We start from the raw sequence: 16,300 nt of genomic DNA, 5'->3' as shown, positions 1-16,300 counted from the left end.
CGGGCGAGTAGACCTTCATCACCATAAGAGATCCCTCCTACCCGGCCCCTGCCGGGGCCGGGCTCAGAGGTGTCCACCACTCGGGGACAGGTCCCGACGGACATCCGCCGCTTCGTACCGGCCTTCTTGGGGACGGTGACGGCACAGACGTAACCGCCGCGTTCGTAGACCAGGACGGACCCGGTGGAGAAGTGGAGCGTGCGCACCTTGCGGCCCGGGCAGCCCGTGGCGGCCTGTGCCTCCTGCGGGATGGCGACGGCGAGCAGCGCGGCCGCGCTCAGCACGGCCGCGCCGAGCGTCAGCCGACGGCGTGTTGCGGCACGGGCCCGGCCCACTGCGGCCACCTCCGTAGGACGATCACGGACGTACGGACGTACGGACGTACGGACGTACGGACATACGGCAGGTGTCGAATGGTTGCGCGAGTGACCGGGCGAGTGACCGGGCAAGCACGTCAGTGCAGCGCGCCGACCGGTTCCTCCGGCTCGGCCGCCCCGACGAACGTCCGCCACAGCCGCGCGTACCGTCCGTCGAGCGCCAGCAGTTCGTCGTGCGTGCCGTCCTCGGCGACCCGCCCGTCGTCCATGACGACGACGCGGTCCGCGCGGGCGGCCGTGGTCAGCCGGTGTGCGACGACGAGCGTCGTACGGCGTCCCGCGATGCGGTCGGTGGCCTGGTTGACCTGTGCCTCCGTGGCCAGATCCAGGGCCGCCGTCGCCTCGTCGAGGAGCAGCACGTCCGGGTCGACCAGCTCGGCGCGGGCCAGCGCGATGAGCTGCCGCTGCCCGGCGGAGAGGTTGCGGCCCCGCTCGGCGACCTCGTGGAGATAACCGCCCGTGAGCGTGGCGATCATCTCGTGCGCGCCGACCGCCCGCGCCGCCGCCTCCACCTCGGCGTCCGTGGCGCCCGGCCGGCCGTAGGCGATGGCGTCCCGGACGGTGCCGGGGAAGAGGTACGCCTCCTGCGGGACGACACCAAGACGGTGCCGGTAGGAGGTGAGGTCGAGGGCGCGCAGGTCCTGCCCGTCGACCGTGACCCGGCCGTCGGTCGGGTCGTAGAACCGGGCCACCAGCTTCACCAGGGTCGACTTGCCCGCACCGGTCTCGCCGACGAAGGCGACGGTCTGCCCGGCGGGGATGCGCAGGTCGATGCCGGTCAGGGCGGCCTCCGCCGCGTCGCCGCCGCCGTACCCGAAGTGCACGCCCTCGAAGGCGATCTCGCCGCGCAGCGACGTGACCTCGGACGGCTTCTCGGCGGCCCGGGTCGAGGTCGGCTCCCGCAGCAGTTCCTGGATGCGGCCGAGCGAGACGGACGCCTGCTGGTAGCCGTCGAAGACCTGGGAGAGCTGCTGGACGGGGGCGAAGAACAGGTCGATGTAGAGCAGGTACGCCACCAGCGCGCCGGTCGTCAGCGTCGCGTCGTCGATCCGCCCGCCGCCCACGACCAGTACGGACGCGGCGGCGGCCGACGACAGCAGCTGTACGAACGGGAAGTAGACCGAGATCAGCCACTGCCCGCGGATGCGGGCCTGCCGGTAGCTGTCGCTGCGCTCGGCGAACCGCCGCCCGCCGTCCCGCTCGCGCCGGAAGGCCTGCACGATCCGCAGCCCCGCGACCGACTCCTGGAGGTCGGCGTTGACCGTGGACACCCGCTCCCGGGCCAGTTCGTAGGCCTTCACGCTGGCTCTGCGGAAGAAGAAGGTGGCGATGATCAGCGGCGGCAGGGTGGCGAAGACGATCAGTGCGAGCTGCACGTCGATCACCAGCAGGGCGACCATGATGCCGAAGAAGGTGACGACCGAGACGAAGGCGGTGACGAGTCCCGTCTGCAGGAACGTCGACAGCGCGTCCACGTCCGTCGTCATCCGGGTCATGATCCGGCCGGTCAGCTCGCGCTCGTAGTAGTCGAGGCCCAGCCGCTGGAGCTGGGCGAAGATCTTCAGACGGAGCGAGTACAGGATCCGCTCCCCGGTCCGGCCGGTCATGCGGATCTCGCCGGTCTGCGCCGTCCACTGGGCGAGCACGGCGAGCAGTCCGAGCACCGAGGACGCCCAGACCGCGCCGAGGGCGACCTGGGTGACGCCCTCGTCGATGCCGTGCCGGATCAGCACCGGCAGCAGCAGGCCCATGCCCGCGTCCACGGCCACCAGGGCGAGAGAGATCAGCAGCGGCGCGCGGAAGCCACGCAGCAGACGCCGCAGCCCGTACGACGACTCGGGCAGGACCGCCCGAGCCTCGTCGATGTCCGGGGTGCCGTCCGCCGGGGGGAGCGCGTCGACCTGGGCGAGCAGTTCCGGGGTGGCCGGGGTGCCGGCGAGCGCGGTGTCCCTGGGCGCGCGGTCGCCGGTCCACAGCCGGGGCGTGACCCCGCGCTCGGCGTCGAACTCGGCGTCCAGCTCGTCGCGTACCGAGGTGTCCTCCGCGGGTTCCGCTCGGCGCGCGTGACCGGACGAGACGCCGCCCAGCTCGTCGGGGTCGGTGAGCAGGCGCCGGTAGAGGGCGGAACGCTCCTGGAGTTCCTCGTGGGTGCCGAGGTCGGCGAGCCGGCCGCGGTCGAGGACGGCGATGCGGTCCGCGAGGCCCAGGGTGGAGCGGCGGTGGGCGATGAGGAGCGTGGTGCGGCCCCGCATGACCTGCCTCAGCGCCTCGTGGATCTCGTGCTCCACGCGGGCGTCCACGGCGGACGTGGCGTCGTCGAGGACCAGCAGCCGGGGATCGGTGAGGATCGCCCGGGCGAGCGCGACGCGCTGGCGCTGGCCGCCGGAGAGGGTCAGGCCGTGCTCGCCGACGGTCGTGTCGTAGCCGTCGGGCAGCCCGGTGACGAACCCGTGCGCCTGCGCCGCCCGCGCGGCGGCCTCGATCTCCTCGTCGGTGGCGGCCGGGCGGCCGTACGCGATGTTGGCGCGGACGGTGTCGGAGAAGAGGAAGGAGTCCTCGGGCACCAGCCCGACCGCGGCCCGCAGCGAGTCGAGGGTCAGTTCGCGCACGTCGTGGCCGCCGACGAGGACGGCGCCGCGCGTCACGTCGTAGAAGCGCGGCAGGAGCAGCGACACCGTGGACTTGCCGGAACCGGAGGACCCGACGACGGCGAGGGTCTCCCCGGCGCGGATCTCGAAGGAGAGCCCGTCGAGGACGGGCCTCGGCTCCCCGTCGGCCGAGTCGTAGCCGAAGGCGACGTCGTCGAACTCGACGGTCGCGGGCGCGTCGGCCGGCAGGGTCTTCGTACCGTCCTCGATGGCCGGTTCCGTGTCGACCAGCTCCAGGACGCGCTCGGTGCCGGCGCGGGCCTGCTGGGCGACGGTGAGGACCATCGCGAGCATGCGGACCGGGCCCACCAGCTGGGCGAGGTAGGTGGAGAAGGCGACGAAGGTGCCGAGCGTGATGTGCCCGCGCACCGCCAGCCAGCCGCCGAGGGCCAGCATGGCGACCTGGCCGAGCGCGGGGACGGACTGGAGGGCCGGGGTGTAGGTGGCGTTCAGCCTGATCGTCCGCAGCCGCCCAGCGAAGAGCCTGCGCCCGACCTCCCTGAGCTTGCCGGTCTCCTGGTCCTCCTGCCCGAAGCCCTTCACCACGCGTACGCCGCTCACCGAGCCGTCGACCACTCCGGCGACGGCTGCGGCCTGCGCCTGCGCGTACCAGGTGGCGGGGTGCAGCCGGGTGCGGCTGCGTCGGGCGATGAACCACAACGCGGGGGCGACGGCCAGCGCCACCAGGGTGAGCGGCGGGGACAGCCACGCCATGATCACCAGGGAGATCAGGAAGAGCAGGACGTTCCCGATGGTCATCGGGAGCATGAAGAGCAGGCCCTGGATCAGCTGGAGGTCGCTGGTCGCCCGCCCGACCACCTGCCCCGTGGACAGCTCGTCCTGCCGCCGCCCGTCGAGCCGGGTGATCGTGCCGTACATGTCGGTACGCAGGTCGTGCTGGACGTCGAGGGCGAGCCGGCCGCCGTAGTAGCGGCGGATGTAGGTCAGGACGTAGACGACGAGCGCGGCGCCGACGAGGAGACCGGCCCAGACGGCCATGTCCCGGGTCTTGTCGCCGATCACGTCATCGATGATCACCTTGGTGATCAGCGGGACGAAGGCCATGACGGCCATGCCGCCCAGTGAGGCCCCGAGGGCGAGGACGACGTCCTTGGGGTACCGCCAGGCGTACCCCGCCAGTCGTCGCACCCATCCCCGTTGCGCGTCCACGCCGTGCCCTCCGGTCGGTCGTCCTGCTCACCTGATCTACCGGAAGGCACCAACACGGGCGAGCGGGGATTTCATCCCGCAGCAGCGTTCCGGGCGCGCACGCGGAGCCTGGGGAGGGGGTGGTCTGTACGTCGTTGCGGTTGTCGTCACTGACGACGGGCACGTCCAGGCGGCCCCCGGAACGGCCGGTCACGGTCGGGTTGCCGACGTGGGTGCCGTGGTACGTCGCCCTGTCGAGGGCGTCGGAGGAAGCCGGTGCGGGAGACGGAGGGTGAGCAGTCGTTCTCCCGGTGACTCTCCTGCGCGGCGGCCGGTCCGGTGGCGGTCAGACAGCCGGCCGCCGCCAGGCCCGCGGTGAGGGCGGCGAGGACGGTACGGAGGGTTCTCTGGCGCGTGTCCGTCGCCCTGGGGCGGGGAGATGGACGGAAAGCCGGCCGCTGCGCGAAAGGTGGGATGCGGGGGCGTCCGGATGGCAAGGAATGCTCCATGCCAGAGCAGAGGGAAAGCGGTCAGAGGTCGGCCGGGCGGTTGTACGCGACGCTGCGGGTGCTGAAGTTCATCGCGGATCCCGGCAGCCCCAAGCCGACCGTGCAGGACGAGTTCAAGGACAAGGACAGTCCGCGGCAACGGATCCAGGCTCTGCAGCTCGACCTCTTCGAGGACCTGGTGACCGCTGTGCAGAAGGGCCGGCACGCGAAGGCGATGGCCGAGGTGTTCCGCGCGATGCCCGCGGTGGTGCCGTTGAAGCAGGGCGCCCTCAAGGACAACCTCGGCAAACCCGAACTGGTCGAGTTCAACGCCGGATACCGGGCTCAGCTGGCGACCCTCAGGGAGGTGCTGCCCAAAGTGCTCGGATGACCTCCGCGTCCGGCTCGACCGCATGCCCCGGCTCTCCGCGACGCGGTGCCGGTCCGTCAGCGCCTCGCGCATCCGGGTCAGCGGGAAGCGGAGTCGCCCGGCGGCGCCCGCGGGGAGGCCGCGCGTCGGCGGGCAGGCCGGCGGCGTGGTCCAGCGGGTCCCGGGCCATGTCCGGTGGGGCGCTCTCCACGACGTCGGCCCCATCCGGGGCAGCGGCCCGTCGCCGTCGGTCAGCGAGGGCAGGGCTCGCCCTCCGAGCCCTCCCGGGGCAGCAGCCGGGCGGCGCGCGTGTCGTCGTTCGCCGCGCCACTTCGACACCGTGGATCACCCGCGGCCCGAGGGCGACGCCGTGCACGGCACACCACGGGCCACGGCGGCGGGCCCGCTGCCGCCGGGTCTCGTCGCGTCGCTCGTGGGCCAGGAGGCGGGGCGTACGAGGGCGTCGTCCTCGTACGCGCGGGGCGGGCGCACCGGCTCGGCTGGTTGTGGCGCCCGCGACGCATGCGGGTGCCGTGTGTGGTGTAGCCGGTCGCCGTCGGCTCCGTCGTTTCGAGGCGGGCAGCGGGAGTGCGAGCAGGAGAAGCGGGGCAGCCCGCGAGGTGGGCGGTACGGTGGCGCCGGTCCTCGCCTCCGTAGTGTCCGGTGGCCGTGTCCCCCGACCGGTGCGACGGCCGCGGCCGCGACGACGAGCCGGTGGTTGTGGGGAGGTGGTGGACGGGTCCACCGCTGGGACACCCGTGCGGGGCTCCCAGGTCCCGGGTGGACGTCGTTCAGCACGGCCGCCGGGGGTGGCCCCTCCCCTCAAAAGCGTGAACACCACCCCCCTTTCTGTCCTCCCCTCGCTCATCCGAGTGGCCCCATGACAAAAACGCCCCAAGTGCTCACGCTTTCTCGACCATAGGGTCCATGAGCCCGCCCCCCTGGCACGACCGCGACCCCCTCAGCACAAGGCACGTGATCAGCACAGTCCGCGCTCTCATGCGTACCGATGGCCTGGATGTGTCCGTGGCCGCCATCGCCCGCGCGTGCAGGACCTCGCGCAATTTCCTCTACTCGAACTGGAAGTCCGTCTCCACGCTGCATCTGCGCGCACTGACGGTCGAACTCGCGCAGACCTTCGACGCCGCGGCCCGCACGCACCCGAGCGACGGCACGGTCCAGGGCGTCACCGAGCACCTGACGCAGGTCGTACGCCTCGTCCGACGCCATCCGACCACGACCGCCGTCGCCCGCACCTCGGGCACCGCGATGGCGAAGGCGCACACCAGGACCGAGGGCCCCCTCCTGCGCGTCGTGACGGAGCGCGTCGGCGACCTGCTGCACCCGCTCGCGCCGCGCGGCGGGATCCACGGCGATCCGGTGCTGCACTCCCGGCCATGGAAGATCCTGTGGATCGCCCGTCCCGCGGCCCTGTGCCCCGAGGCCGTCGGCGACCGGGACTGGGAGGACGCCCTGGACGCGGGTTTCACCCACCTGCTGCGCGATCTGCTCGCTCCGTGGGCGGCCGTCTCCGAGTGACCCCCGAATGACCAGGCGCGGGACTCGCCCCAGTCGGAGCACAGCCCCTGCCCATCGCGGCCGTCGACACGGTGACGTGGTGACATCTGCCACCGCTCCCCTGCACGCGGCCGCCGAGCCGCCCGTACCGCCGTCTCCCGCGCCCGGCGCGCCACGCCGGTCGCCGCCCGGCCCTGCCGGCGACCCTCGCCCTGCATCGCGCTGCCGGCGGTCTTCCTCGTCTGTCTGCTCCCCTTCGCGGGCATCGCCCTCGTCGGTGGCCTGGTGCTGTGCGGCAGGACGCCCCGCACCGACCCGACGCGTGCGGCGCTGGTCCCGTGGGGCGGCTGGAGGGCCCTGCGCTACCTGACCTTCGCCATGGGCGAGGGCACCACACATCCCGACTACACGACCGCGCTCGCACCGGGCATCGCGGCGCTGTGCGGAGGCGGAGGCGGAGGCGGAGGCGGAGGCGGCGTCATGCTGCTGCGGGCCTTCCGCACCGACCGGCGGTGGGTGCGGGTGCTGCCGCTCGCCCTCGGTGTCACCGGGGTCTGGGCGGTCGTGCCGCTGCGCCGCGCATCCGGCTGGAACACCTGGCTGTGGCCGGCCGTCGCCGTGGTCATGGCACTGGCGATCACCGGGCTGCTCGTCTTCCGTTCGGGGCGCCGGGTGCGGCTGCCGGCGGTGTCCGTGGCCGCGGCCGTCGTCGCCGGGATCGCGGGCCCGGCGGCGTGGGCCTGGTCGGTACCGTCCGGCTCGGGTGGCGGTATGGGCGGGACCGACCCGACCGCCGGTCCCACGACGGCGGCGGCATGGGCGGCGGGGGCGGTGGTGCCCGGGGCGGCTTCCCTGGCGGCGGAGGCGGCGAGGGGCCGGGTGGCCGGCCGCAGGGCGGCCAGGGCGTTCCCGGCGGTGGCGCCTTCCCCGGCGGGAGCGAACTGCCGGGCGGCGTGACTCGTCCGACGGCGACAGGCTGCCCGACACCGGCCGCAGGGCGGCCAGGGCGTTCCCGGCGGTGGCGCCTTCCCCGGCGGGAGCGAACTGCCGGGCGGCGTGACTCGTCCGACGGCGGCGGGCTGCCCGACGACGAGACCAGCGGGGCGAGCGGCGACACCGGCGCGGGCGAAAGGCCGGGCGGTGCCGACAACTTCGGCGGCGGAGGCGGCGGAGGCGGCGGAGGCGGCATGGGCGGCGCGGGCGGCGCACGCACCGAGCTGGTCGCCCATCTGAAGGAACACCAGGACGGGGCCACGTGGCTCCTGGCCGTGTCGAGCTCGCAGAGCGCCGCGCGGTCATCCTCAGCAGCGGCGAACCGGTCGTCTCCATGTGGGGCTGGTCCGGCAGCGACCGGGCGATGACCCTGGACAGGCTCAAGGAGCTGGTGAGGAAGGGCGAGTCGCACTACATCCAGGTGGGCGACGGGGGCATGGACGGCGGCTCCGGGGTCAGCTCCGAGGTGACCCAGTGGGTCCAGGAACACGGCACGGCCGTCGAGGAGAGCGAGTACGGCACCACCGCCTCGTCCGACGCCTCCGCCTCCGCCTCCGCCTCCGCCTCCGCCGACGATTCCGGCTCGCAGGCCCGGAGCACGTCGGCCGTCTACCGGCTGGGTCCCGCAGACGCGAACTGACCCCCGGCACACCAACCACCACGGCGGCCTCCGACCATCACGGCCGGGGGCCGCCCTCACGCAATCGACACCCTCCGTACACCCCACCTCCTACATGTCCATGTCACGCTCGTTCCACCGCTCCACTCCACACGCGTAGATCGGACACCCCACATGCGCGCGATACGCACGCGGCGCCGGAAAGCGGCGGCCCTCGCAACGGCCGTCGTCCTCGCCGGCCTCGCCACCCCCTCCCTGACGGCGGCCCCGGCCACGGCGACGACGGCCGCGCATACGGCCACACCAACGGCCACGACCACGGACTACGACTCGACGTACTACGAGGACGCGATCGGCAAGACCGGCACGAGCCTCAAGTCCTCGCTCCACACGATCATCAGCGACCAGACGAAGCTGTCGTACTCGGCGCTCTGGGACGCGCTGAAGGACACCGACGAGGACCCCGCCGACACCGGCAACGTGATCCTGGTCTACTCGGGCGTCTCCCGCAGCAAGTCACTGAACGGCGGCGACACCGGCGACTGGAACCGCGAGCACGTGTGGGCCAAGTCCCACGGCGGCTTCGGCACCTCGACCGGGCCCGGCACCGACCTGCACCACCTGCGTCCCGAGGACGTACGGGTCAACGGCGTCCGCGGCAACAAGGACTTCGACAACGGCGGCAGCGCCGTCAGCAACGGCGGCGGCAGCCTCACGGACTCCGACTCCTTCGAGCCCCGCGACGCGGTCAAGGGCGACGTGGCCCGCATGATCTTCTACATGGCCGTCCGTTACGAGGGCGGCGACGGCTGGGCCGACCTGGAGGTCAACGGCAGCGTCGGCAACGGCAGCAGCCCGTACATCGGCAGACTCTCCGTCCTGAAGGCGTGGAGCGACGAGGATCCGCCGGACGCCTTCGAGGAGCGCCGCAACCAGGTCATCTACGACGCCTACCAGCACAACCGCAACCCCTTCGTCGACCACCCGGAATGGGTCGAGTCGATCTGGTAGGCGGTCACCCCAGGTGCGTCGGCGCGAACATCCGCAGTACGGCGGGGAGCACGACCACCGAGGGGCCCGGTGAGGAGAGCGCCTTCGCGAGGTCCGTCTCCAGGGCCCCGGGGGAGGTGCGCACGCCGGGGACGCCGAAGGACTCGGCCAGGGCGGCGTAGTCGGGACGGGTCAGTTCCGTCGCCGTCGGCTGCCCGAAGGCGTCCGTCATGTACGCGCGCAGGATGCCGTAGCCGCCGTCGTCGACGATGAGCCAGGTGACGTTCAGGTCGTACTGGCGGGCGGTGGCCAGTTCGGCGATCGAGTACAGGGCACCGCCGTCGCCGGACACCGCCAGTACCGGGTGGGTGGGGTCGGCGGCAGCGGCGCCCAGGGCCGCCGGGAAGCCGTAGCCGAGGCCGCCCGCGCCCTGGGCCGAGTGCATGGTGTTGGGAGCCTTCGCGTCGAAGGCCGACCACGCCCAGTAGGCGAGGATCGTCATGTCCCAGAAGGAGGGGGCGCCGGCCGGGAGGGCCTTGCGGACTGCCGCCAGTACGTCTTGCTCCAGGGTGAGTTCCTGGGCGGCGATGCGGTCGCGGACCTGGTCCAGCAGCGCCCGTACCCGCTCAGGGGCGGTGGGGTCGGTGCGCTCCGCCACCGTCTCCAGCAGGGCCTGGAGGGCGAGGCGGGCATCGGCGTGGATACCGAGGGCCGGGTGGTTGGATTCCAGTTTGCCGAGGTCGGCCTCGATCTGGATCACCCGGCCGCGGGGCTTGAACGTGTGGTAGTTCGAGGAGAGTTCACCGAGGCCGGAGCCGACCACGAGGAGTACGTCGGCGTCCTCCAGGAAGTCCGTCGTGTGGCGGTCCTCCAGCCAGGACTGGAGGGAGAGGGGGTGCGTCCAGGGAAACGCGCCCTTGCCGCCGAAGGTGGTGACGACGGGGGCCTGCAGCCGCTCCGCCAGCTGCCGCAGCTTCTTCGACGCGTCCGCGCGGACGACTCCTCCGCCCGCGACGACCGCGGGGCGTCGCGCATCCGACAGCAGGTGGGCGGCCACCGCAGTCAGTTCGGGGCGCGGGGGCAGTTCCTCGGGGAAGGTGTCGCCGCCCGTCACCACCGGGACCGCCGTTTCGGACAGGAGCACGTCCTGCGGGATCTCCACCCACACCGGGCCGTGCGGGACGGTCAGCGCCGACGTCCACGCCTCCGCGATCGCGGACGGGATCTGGGACTGGGTGCGGACGGTGTGGACGGACTTCACCACGCCCCGGAAAGAAGCGGCCTGGTCGGGGAGTTCGTGCAGGTAGCCGTGGCGGCCGCCGCCGAGGCCCGCGGTGGGGACCTGGCTGCAGATCGCCAGGACGGGAGCGGACGCCGCCCGCGCCTCCTGGAGGGCGGCCAGGGAGGTGAGCGCGCCGGGGCCGGTCGACAGCAGCAGCGGGGCCGCCTCGCCGGTGATGCGGCCGTAGGCGTCCGCGGCGAAACCGGCGTTGTTCTCCACCCGCAGGCCGATGTAGCGCAGGTCGGAGCGGCGCAGTGCGTCGAACAGGCCGAGGGCGTGCTGGCCGGGCAGGCCGAAGACGGTGGTCGCGCCGAGCCCGGCCAGGGTCTCCACGACCAGGTCTCCGCCGGTGCGGCCGGGGGGAGGGTTCAGCGCGGCCTCCGTCTGGGCGGCGGTCGGACGGAGCACCAGGTCGTGGTCGTGGGTCACTTGGTCTCGGTCTCCTGGTCCGTGGCACGCGCCCGGGCGATCTGGCGGCTCATGATGGTGGTCAGTTCGTACGCGGTGTGGGACGCGGCGACCGACGTGATCTCCGCGTGGTCGTAGGCGGGGGCGACCTCGACGACATCGGCCGACACCAGGTTGCAGGAGGCCAGACCGCGCAGGATCTCCAGCAGTTCGCGGGAGGTCATGCCACCGGCCTCGGGGGTGCCGGTGCCGGGGGCGTGGGCGGGGTCGAGGCAGTCGATGTCGATGGAGATGTACAGGGGGCGGTCGCCGATGCGCTGCCTGAGCTGGTCGGCGACCTCGTCGGCGCCGCGGCGGTAGACGTCGGCGGAGGTGACGATGCCGAAGCCCATCTTCTCGTCGTCGGTGAGGTCCTTCTTGCCGTACAGCGGGCCGCGGGTACCGACGTGGGAGAGCGCGGAGGTGTCGAGGACGCCCTCCTCGACCGCGCGCCGGAAGGGGGTGCCGTGCGTGTACTCGGCGCCGAAGTAGGTGTCCCAGGTGTCCAGGTGCGCGTCGAAGTGGAGCAGGGCGACCGGGCCGTGTCTCTTGGCGACCGAGCGGAGCAGCGGGAGGGCGATGGTGTGGTCGCCGCCCAGGGTCATCAGGCGGGCGCCGGTGCCGAGGAGGTCGTCGGCGGCGGCCTCGACCGTCTCGACGGCCTCGTTGATGTGGAAGGGGTTCACGGCGATGTCGCCGCCGTCCGCTACCTGGGCGAGGGCGAAGGGGGAGGCGTCCTGCGCCGGGTTGTACGGGCGCAGCAGGCGGGAGGCCTCGCGGATGGCGTTGCCGCCGAAGCGTGCGCCGGGGCGGTAGGAGACGCCCGAGTCGAACGGCACGCCCACGACGGCCACGTCGGCGGCGCCGACCTCGTCCAGGCGCGGGAGCCGGGCGAAGGTCGCGGGTCCGGCGTAGCGCGGGATCCGGGAGGAGTCGACGGGACCGCGGGGCGTCTCGTTGCTGCTCATGCACTGCCTTCCTTCTTACGCTTCGTCGCGTATGTACTACTGGTGTCCGACTGTACTGGGGGCCCGGGAACGGCAGTTCCGTCCCCGGGGCCAGCTCGACGATAGGTGGCCGGAAACCGACTGCGAAGTGTACGTTTCATCCATACGGGGCCCCATGAACAGAGGAAACGTCCACGATGCAGGAGCCGGCCGTCCCGTCCGCACCTCCCACTCCGCCGGTGTCCCTCGCGGCCCTGCTCTCGCGCGGCGACCTGGGCCTGCGCCTGATCGCCGGGCCCCCGGCCGCGGAGGTGACGGTCCACTGGGCGCACACCTCGGAGATGTCCGACCCCTTTCCGTACCTGCTGGGCGGCGAGCTGCTGCTGACGGCGGGGGTGCACGTGCCGCGCGGGGCGGGCGCGGCGTACTTCGACGGCTATGTCGCGCGGATCGTGGCGGCGGGCGGTGCCGCGCTCGGCTTCGGGCTGGCGCCCGTGCACGACACCGTGCCGCAGGCACTCGTCGCGGCCTGCGAGGCGTACGGGCTGCCGCTGGTGGAGGTGCCGACGAGGACGACGTTCTCGGGCGTGGCCCGCGCGGTGTGGCAGCTGATGGCGCGGGCGAGGCTGGCCGAGCTGCGCCGGGTCTCCGAGGCGCAGCGGGGGCTGGCCGCGGCGGCCGCGCGTCCGGACCCGGTGCCGTCGGTACTGCGCCGGCTGGCCACCCGGCTGGCCGGACGGGCGGCGCTGTACGGGCCGGACGGCGCGCAGCTCGCGGCGGCGGGGCCGGAGCCCGGGGAGGAGGTGCGGCGGGCGCTGGCGGAGCTGGCCCGGTTCGTCACCGGCCACGCCCCCAGCACCGCCACGGACACCGTCGCCGGCACCCGTCTCGCCGCGTACGCCCTCGGCAGCGGGCAGGGTTTCGTCCTCGCCGTCGCCGCCCCGCACCGGGAGCCCGGGGACCACACCATCGCGTCGGTGGCCGCCGTGCTGCTCTCCCTGCTCACCGGCGAGCACCGGAGCGGCACGGGCGCGGCCCGCTCCTCGGCCCTCGTACGGCTGCTGCTGGGCGCCCGCCCCGAGGAGGTCGTGCCCCTGCTCGGGACAGGGGCGGCGGAGGGCGCCGTCCGCTGGCACGTCGTCCACGCCCGGCCGGCCGCGGGCACCCCGGACCCGGTGGCCGCCTCGGCGCTGGGCACGGCCCTCGGCTCCCCGCTGGTCGACTCGGCCGGGGACGTCGTACGGGTGCTCGTGGCGGCCGGGCCGGAATCGCCGGGCGGGTCCCGGGAACCGGCGAGCGGCCCCGCGGCCCAGCCGGGCTGGACCCTCGGTGTCAGTGCCCGCGTCGCCCCCGCCGAGTGGCCGGCCGCCGATGTGCAGGCGGCGCGGGCGCTGGCACGGGCCAGGGCGACCCGGGTGGCACTGGTCCGGCACGGTGACCGGTCCGCGTTCGCCGACCTCGTGCCGGACGCGGAGGCCGAGGCGCACGCGCGGACGCTGCTGGCGCCCCTCGCCGACGTCCCCGCGCTCACCGGGACGCTGCGTGCCTGGCTCTCCCTGCACGGCAGCTGGGACCGCACCGCCGTGGCGCTGTCCGTGCACCGCAACACGGTCCGGCAGCGCATCGCCCGCTGCGCGGCACTGCTGGAGGCGGACCTCGACGACCCGGACGTCCGGATGGAGCTGTGGTTCGCTCTGCGGCGGACGTGAGCCGGGCGCGTGACCCACGTCCCAGCGGGCGACATGGCGGAGACGGGCACCGGCGGCTGCCTCACAATGGAGCCATGCCGATACCCGGGACACCCAGCCGCGCCGAACTCGCCGAACACCTCGTCAGAACGCGTATCGCGGGCGATGTCGCCACGCCCCGCGAGAACAACCTCTCCCACTACCGGAAACTGGCCAACGGCGACCGGGGTTTCTGGCTCGGCCTGGAGCTGGGCGACCGCTGGAGCGACGAGCAGGACGTGCTCGCGGTGATGGCCGAGCGGGTCGGCGTCAACGACGACCCGGAGTACCGGTACGGCCAGGACACCATCGACCCGGAGCTGACCGTGTCCGCGCTGGAGCGGATGGCGGGGCGGCTGCGCAAGGCCGCCGACGGCGGGCAGCGGGTGCTGTTCGCGACCGGCCACCCGGGCGGGCTGCTGGATGTGCACCGTGCCACGGCCGCCGCGCTGCGCGCCGCCGGCTGCGAGATCGTCGTGATCCCGGAGGGGCTGACGACGGAGGAGGGGTACGTCCAGCAGTTCGCGGACGTCTCGGTGCTGGAGCACGGCGCCTCGCTGTGGCACACCCATTCCGGTGAGCCGATGAAGGCGGTCCTGACCGGTCTGGAACGTGCGGGCCGCCCGCTGCCCGACCTGGTGGTCGCCGATCACGGCTGGGCCGGCCGCGCCGCCCAGCACGGCGTGGACTCCGTCGGCTACGCGGACTGCAACGACCCGGCCCTCTTCCTCGCCGAGTCCGAGGGCACCCTGCAGGTGGCGGTGCCGCTGGACGACCACGTGGTCAGCCCGCGCCACTACGACCCGATGACGGCGTACCTGCTGACGGAGGCGGGGCTGAAGTAGCCCGTCGGGCCCGGCGACTCGGCACCGTCACTCACGGCCAGGGGTTCAGTCCCTCCGAGCGGCGCTGCGCGAACCCGGGCGTCGGGTCCAGGTAGACGCGCCGCACGACGGGGAACTCCTCGCGCAGCCGCTGCTCGGCCCGCTCGCAGGCCCACTCGATCTGCGCGGCCGTCGACACGTCCCGGAAGTCGACCTTGGCGGCGACCAGCGCCTCCCGCGGCCCCTGCACGAGCGTGGTCAGCTCCAGCACGGCCTCGATGTGCTCGACGGCGACCATTTCCGCCCGGATGCGCTCGCGCACGGTGCGCGGCAGTGGGCGGCCGACGAGGAATTCGGCGTTGGAGCGGCCCAGCACCCAGGCGACGTACAGCAGCAGGGCGCCGATGCACAGCGAGGCGACGGCGTCCCAGACGGCGGAGCCGGTGAGCTGCCCGCCGAGCAGTCCGCCCGCGGCCAGCAGCAGGCCGGCCAGTGCGGCGGAGTCCTCCATGACGACGACCTTCACGGCCGTGTCGGGGGTACGGCGCAGGTAGCGGCCGAAGGACACCCGGTGGTGGGCGGCCTCGCCGCGGACCTGTCGCAGGCCGGTGCGCAGCGAGTAGCCCTCCAGCGCGAAGGCGACGGCCAGGACGATGTACGACACCAGCGGGTCGCCGAGGTCCTCGCCGTGGGTGAGGGTGTGGATGCCGTCGTAGAGCGAGAAGACGGCGCCGCCGACGAAGGTGGCGACGGCGGCGAGCAGCGCCCAGACATAGCGCTCGGGGCCGTGGCCGAGGGGGTGGTCCTCGTCGGCGGGGCGGACGCTGCGGGTGAGCGAGGTCAGCAGCAGCACCTCGGTGACGGTGTCGGCGACCGAGTGCGCGGCCTCGGACAGCATCGCGCTGGAGCCGCTGGTCACGCCGGCGACCGCCTTGGCGACGGCGATGCCCAGATTGGCGAAGGCGGCGACGAGCACCGTGAAGGTGCTGTCGCCGCCGCCGGACTTCTCGTTCGCGGGTTCCGTCATGTCCCTTCAGTGTTCCCGGGGGACGCGCACCACGCCTTCCTGGACGACCGAGACGGCGAGCCGCCCGTCCTGGGTGTGGATGCGGGCCTGGCCGAGGCCCCGGCCGCCGGACGCGGACGGCGACTGCTGGTCGTACAGCAGCCATTCGTCGGCGCGGAAGGGCCGGTGGAACCACATGGCGTGGTCCAGCGAGGCGCCGACGACGTCCCCGACGGCCCAGCCGCCGCGGCCGTGCGCGAGCAGGACCGAGTCGAGGAGGGTCATGTCGGAGACGTAGGTGGCGAGGACGACGTGCAGCAGGGGGTCGTCCGCGAGTTTGCCGTTGGTGCGGAACCACACCTGGGAGTGCGGCTCGCGCGGGGTGCCGAAGTCGCCGAAGGGCGGGTCGTCGACGTAGCGCAGGTCGACCGCGGCCCGCGCCTGCAGGAACCGCTCCACGGTCTCGGCGGGCAGGTGCGGATAGCTCCGCAGCCGCTCCTCGCCGGTGGGGAGGGCCGCCGGGTCCGGCGCGGACGGCATCGGGGCCTGGTGGTCGAGGCCCTCCTCGTACGTCTGGAAGGACGCGGACAGGGTGAAGACCGGCTTGCCGTGCTGGACGGCGACGACGCGGCGGGTGGTGAAGGAGCGGCCGTCGCGCAGGCGGTCGACGTTGTAGACGATGGGGGCGCCCGGGTCGCCGGGACGCAGGAAGTACGCGTGCAGGGAGTGCGCGTGCCGGTCCGCGGGGACCGTGCGGCCGGCGGCGACCATGGCCTGGGCCGCGACCTGCCCGCCGAAGACGCGGGGGACGACGGCGGACCGGGAGCGGCCGCGGTAGATGTCCTCCTCGATCCGCTCGAGGTCGAGCAGGTCGAGGAGGGACTGGAGTGCTTCGCTCATGTCCTGGAGACTTCG

13 protein-coding genes are annotated in these 16,300 nt (G+C 73.4%); 7 read left to right on the top strand and 6 right to left on the bottom strand.

Features of this window, described 5'->3' with window-relative positions; all coding sequences use genetic code 11:
• On the bottom strand, positions 1–335 hold a 335-nt coding region (locus ACGFYH_RS09835; RefSeq protein WP_393802602.1), incomplete at its 3' end, for a hypothetical protein.
• Between the two features lie 119 nt (positions 336–454).
• The gene (locus ACGFYH_RS09830; RefSeq protein ID WP_393802601.1) at positions 455–4,195 is read right to left on the bottom strand and encodes an ABC transporter ATP-binding protein; all 3,741 of its coding nucleotides are present in this window, start codon (positions 4,193–4,195) and stop codon (positions 455–457) included.
• 486 nt (positions 4,196–4,681) lie between these two features.
• On the opposite strand from ACGFYH_RS09830, the gene ACGFYH_RS09825 reads away from it, so the two are divergent.
• The 5 genes from ACGFYH_RS09825 to ACGFYH_RS09805 all read left to right on the top strand — a co-directional run bounded on the left by ACGFYH_RS09825 (position 4,682) and on the right by ACGFYH_RS09805 (position 9,173).
• Positions 4,682–5,053, top strand: a complete 372-nt coding sequence (locus tag ACGFYH_RS09825; RefSeq protein ID WP_393802600.1) for a hypothetical protein — start codon at positions 4,682–4,684, stop codon at positions 5,051–5,053.
• A gap of 978 nt (positions 5,054–6,031) precedes the next feature.
• Entirely contained in the window at positions 6,032–6,571 is a 540-nt protein-coding gene (locus ACGFYH_RS09820) for a hypothetical protein (RefSeq protein WP_393802599.1), read from the top strand.
• Positions 6,572–6,835: 264 nt separating this feature from the next.
• Entirely contained in the window at positions 6,836–7,507 is a 672-nt protein-coding gene (locus ACGFYH_RS09815) for a hypothetical protein (protein WP_393802598.1), read from the top strand.
• 298 nt (positions 7,508–7,805) lie between these two features.
• Positions 7,806–8,183, top strand: a complete 378-nt coding sequence (locus ACGFYH_RS09810; protein ID WP_393802597.1) for a hypothetical protein — start codon at positions 7,806–7,808, stop codon at positions 8,181–8,183.
• A 153-nt stretch (positions 8,184–8,336) separates the two neighbouring features.
• Positions 8,337–9,173 (top strand): endonuclease I family protein, encoded by an 837-nt coding sequence (locus tag ACGFYH_RS09805; protein WP_393802596.1) that lies wholly within the window; start codon positions 8,337–8,339, stop codon positions 9,171–9,173.
• Positions 9,174–9,177: 4 nt separating this feature from the next.
• Here ACGFYH_RS09805 and ACGFYH_RS09800 read toward each other — a convergent pair whose 3' ends face one another.
• Together ACGFYH_RS09800 and speB are read right to left on the bottom strand one after the other, a co-directional pair.
• Complete coding sequence (locus ACGFYH_RS09800) at positions 9,178–10,863, bottom strand: thiamine pyrophosphate-binding protein (RefSeq protein WP_393802595.1); 1,686 nt, start codon at positions 10,861–10,863, stop codon at positions 9,178–9,180.
• Positions 10,860–11,849 carry an agmatinase gene (gene speB / locus ACGFYH_RS09795; RefSeq protein ID WP_393802594.1) on the bottom strand — a complete coding sequence of 330 codons (990 nt, stop codon included), beginning with the start codon at positions 11,847–11,849 and terminating at the stop codon, positions 10,860–10,862. Before speB ends, ACGFYH_RS09800 begins: the two co-directional genes overlap by 4 nt.
• Positions 11,850–12,025: 176 nt before the next feature.
• On the opposite strand from speB, the gene ACGFYH_RS09790 reads away from it, so the two are divergent.
• A complete protein-coding gene (locus ACGFYH_RS09790; protein ID WP_393802593.1) occupies positions 12,026–13,537 on the top strand; it encodes a PucR family transcriptional regulator ligand-binding domain-containing protein in 1,512 nt (503 codons plus the stop codon).
• Positions 13,538–13,611: 74 nt separating this feature from the next.
• A complete protein-coding gene (locus ACGFYH_RS09785; protein ID WP_393802592.1) occupies positions 13,612–14,400 on the top strand; it encodes a phosphatase in 789 nt (262 codons plus the stop codon).
• A 31-nt stretch (positions 14,401–14,431) separates the two neighbouring features.
• Here ACGFYH_RS09785 and ACGFYH_RS09780 read toward each other — a convergent pair whose 3' ends face one another.
• Together ACGFYH_RS09780 and ACGFYH_RS09775 are read right to left on the bottom strand one after the other, a co-directional pair.
• Positions 14,432–15,406: a cation diffusion facilitator family transporter gene (locus ACGFYH_RS09780; protein WP_393802591.1), complete on the bottom strand. Its 975-nt coding sequence runs from the start codon at positions 15,404–15,406 to the stop codon at positions 14,432–14,434.
• A 6-nt stretch (positions 15,407–15,412) separates the two neighbouring features.
• Positions 15,413–16,285 (bottom strand): acyl-CoA thioesterase, encoded by an 873-nt coding sequence (locus tag ACGFYH_RS09775; RefSeq protein WP_393802590.1) that lies wholly within the window; start codon positions 16,283–16,285, stop codon positions 15,413–15,415.
• Between the last annotated feature and the right edge of the window lie 15 nt (positions 16,286–16,300).

This window comes from Streptomyces sp. NPDC048392 (assembly GCF_043200575.1).
GTDB lineage: Bacteria > Actinomycetota > Actinomycetes > Streptomycetales > Streptomycetaceae > Streptomyces.
This window is presented reverse-complemented; position numbering and strand designations above follow the sequence as displayed.

Coding starts and splice junctions, on each gene's coding strand:
- ACGFYH_RS09825 (WP_393802600.1), top strand. CDS start 4,682: ATGCCAGAGCAGAGGGAAAGCGGTCAGAGGTCGGCCGGGCGGTTGTAC.
- ACGFYH_RS09820 (WP_393802599.1), top strand. CDS start 6,032: ATGCGTACCGATGGCCTGGATGTGTCCGTGGCCGCCATCGCCCGCGCG.
- ACGFYH_RS09805 (WP_393802596.1), top strand. CDS start 8,337: ATGCGCGCGATACGCACGCGGCGCCGGAAAGCGGCGGCCCTCGCAACG.
- speB (WP_393802594.1), bottom strand. CDS start 11,849: ATGAGCAGCAACGAGACGCCCCGCGGTCCCGTCGACTCCTCCCGGATC.
- ACGFYH_RS09790 (WP_393802593.1), top strand. CDS start 12,026: ATGCAGGAGCCGGCCGTCCCGTCCGCACCTCCCACTCCGCCGGTGTCC.
- ACGFYH_RS09785 (WP_393802592.1), top strand. CDS start 13,612: ATGCCGATACCCGGGACACCCAGCCGCGCCGAACTCGCCGAACACCTC.
- ACGFYH_RS09780 (WP_393802591.1), bottom strand. CDS start 15,406: ATGACGGAACCCGCGAACGAGAAGTCCGGCGGCGGCGACAGCACCTTC.
- ACGFYH_RS09775 (WP_393802590.1), bottom strand. CDS start 16,285: ATGAGCGAAGCACTCCAGTCCCTCCTCGACCTGCTCGACCTCGAGCGG.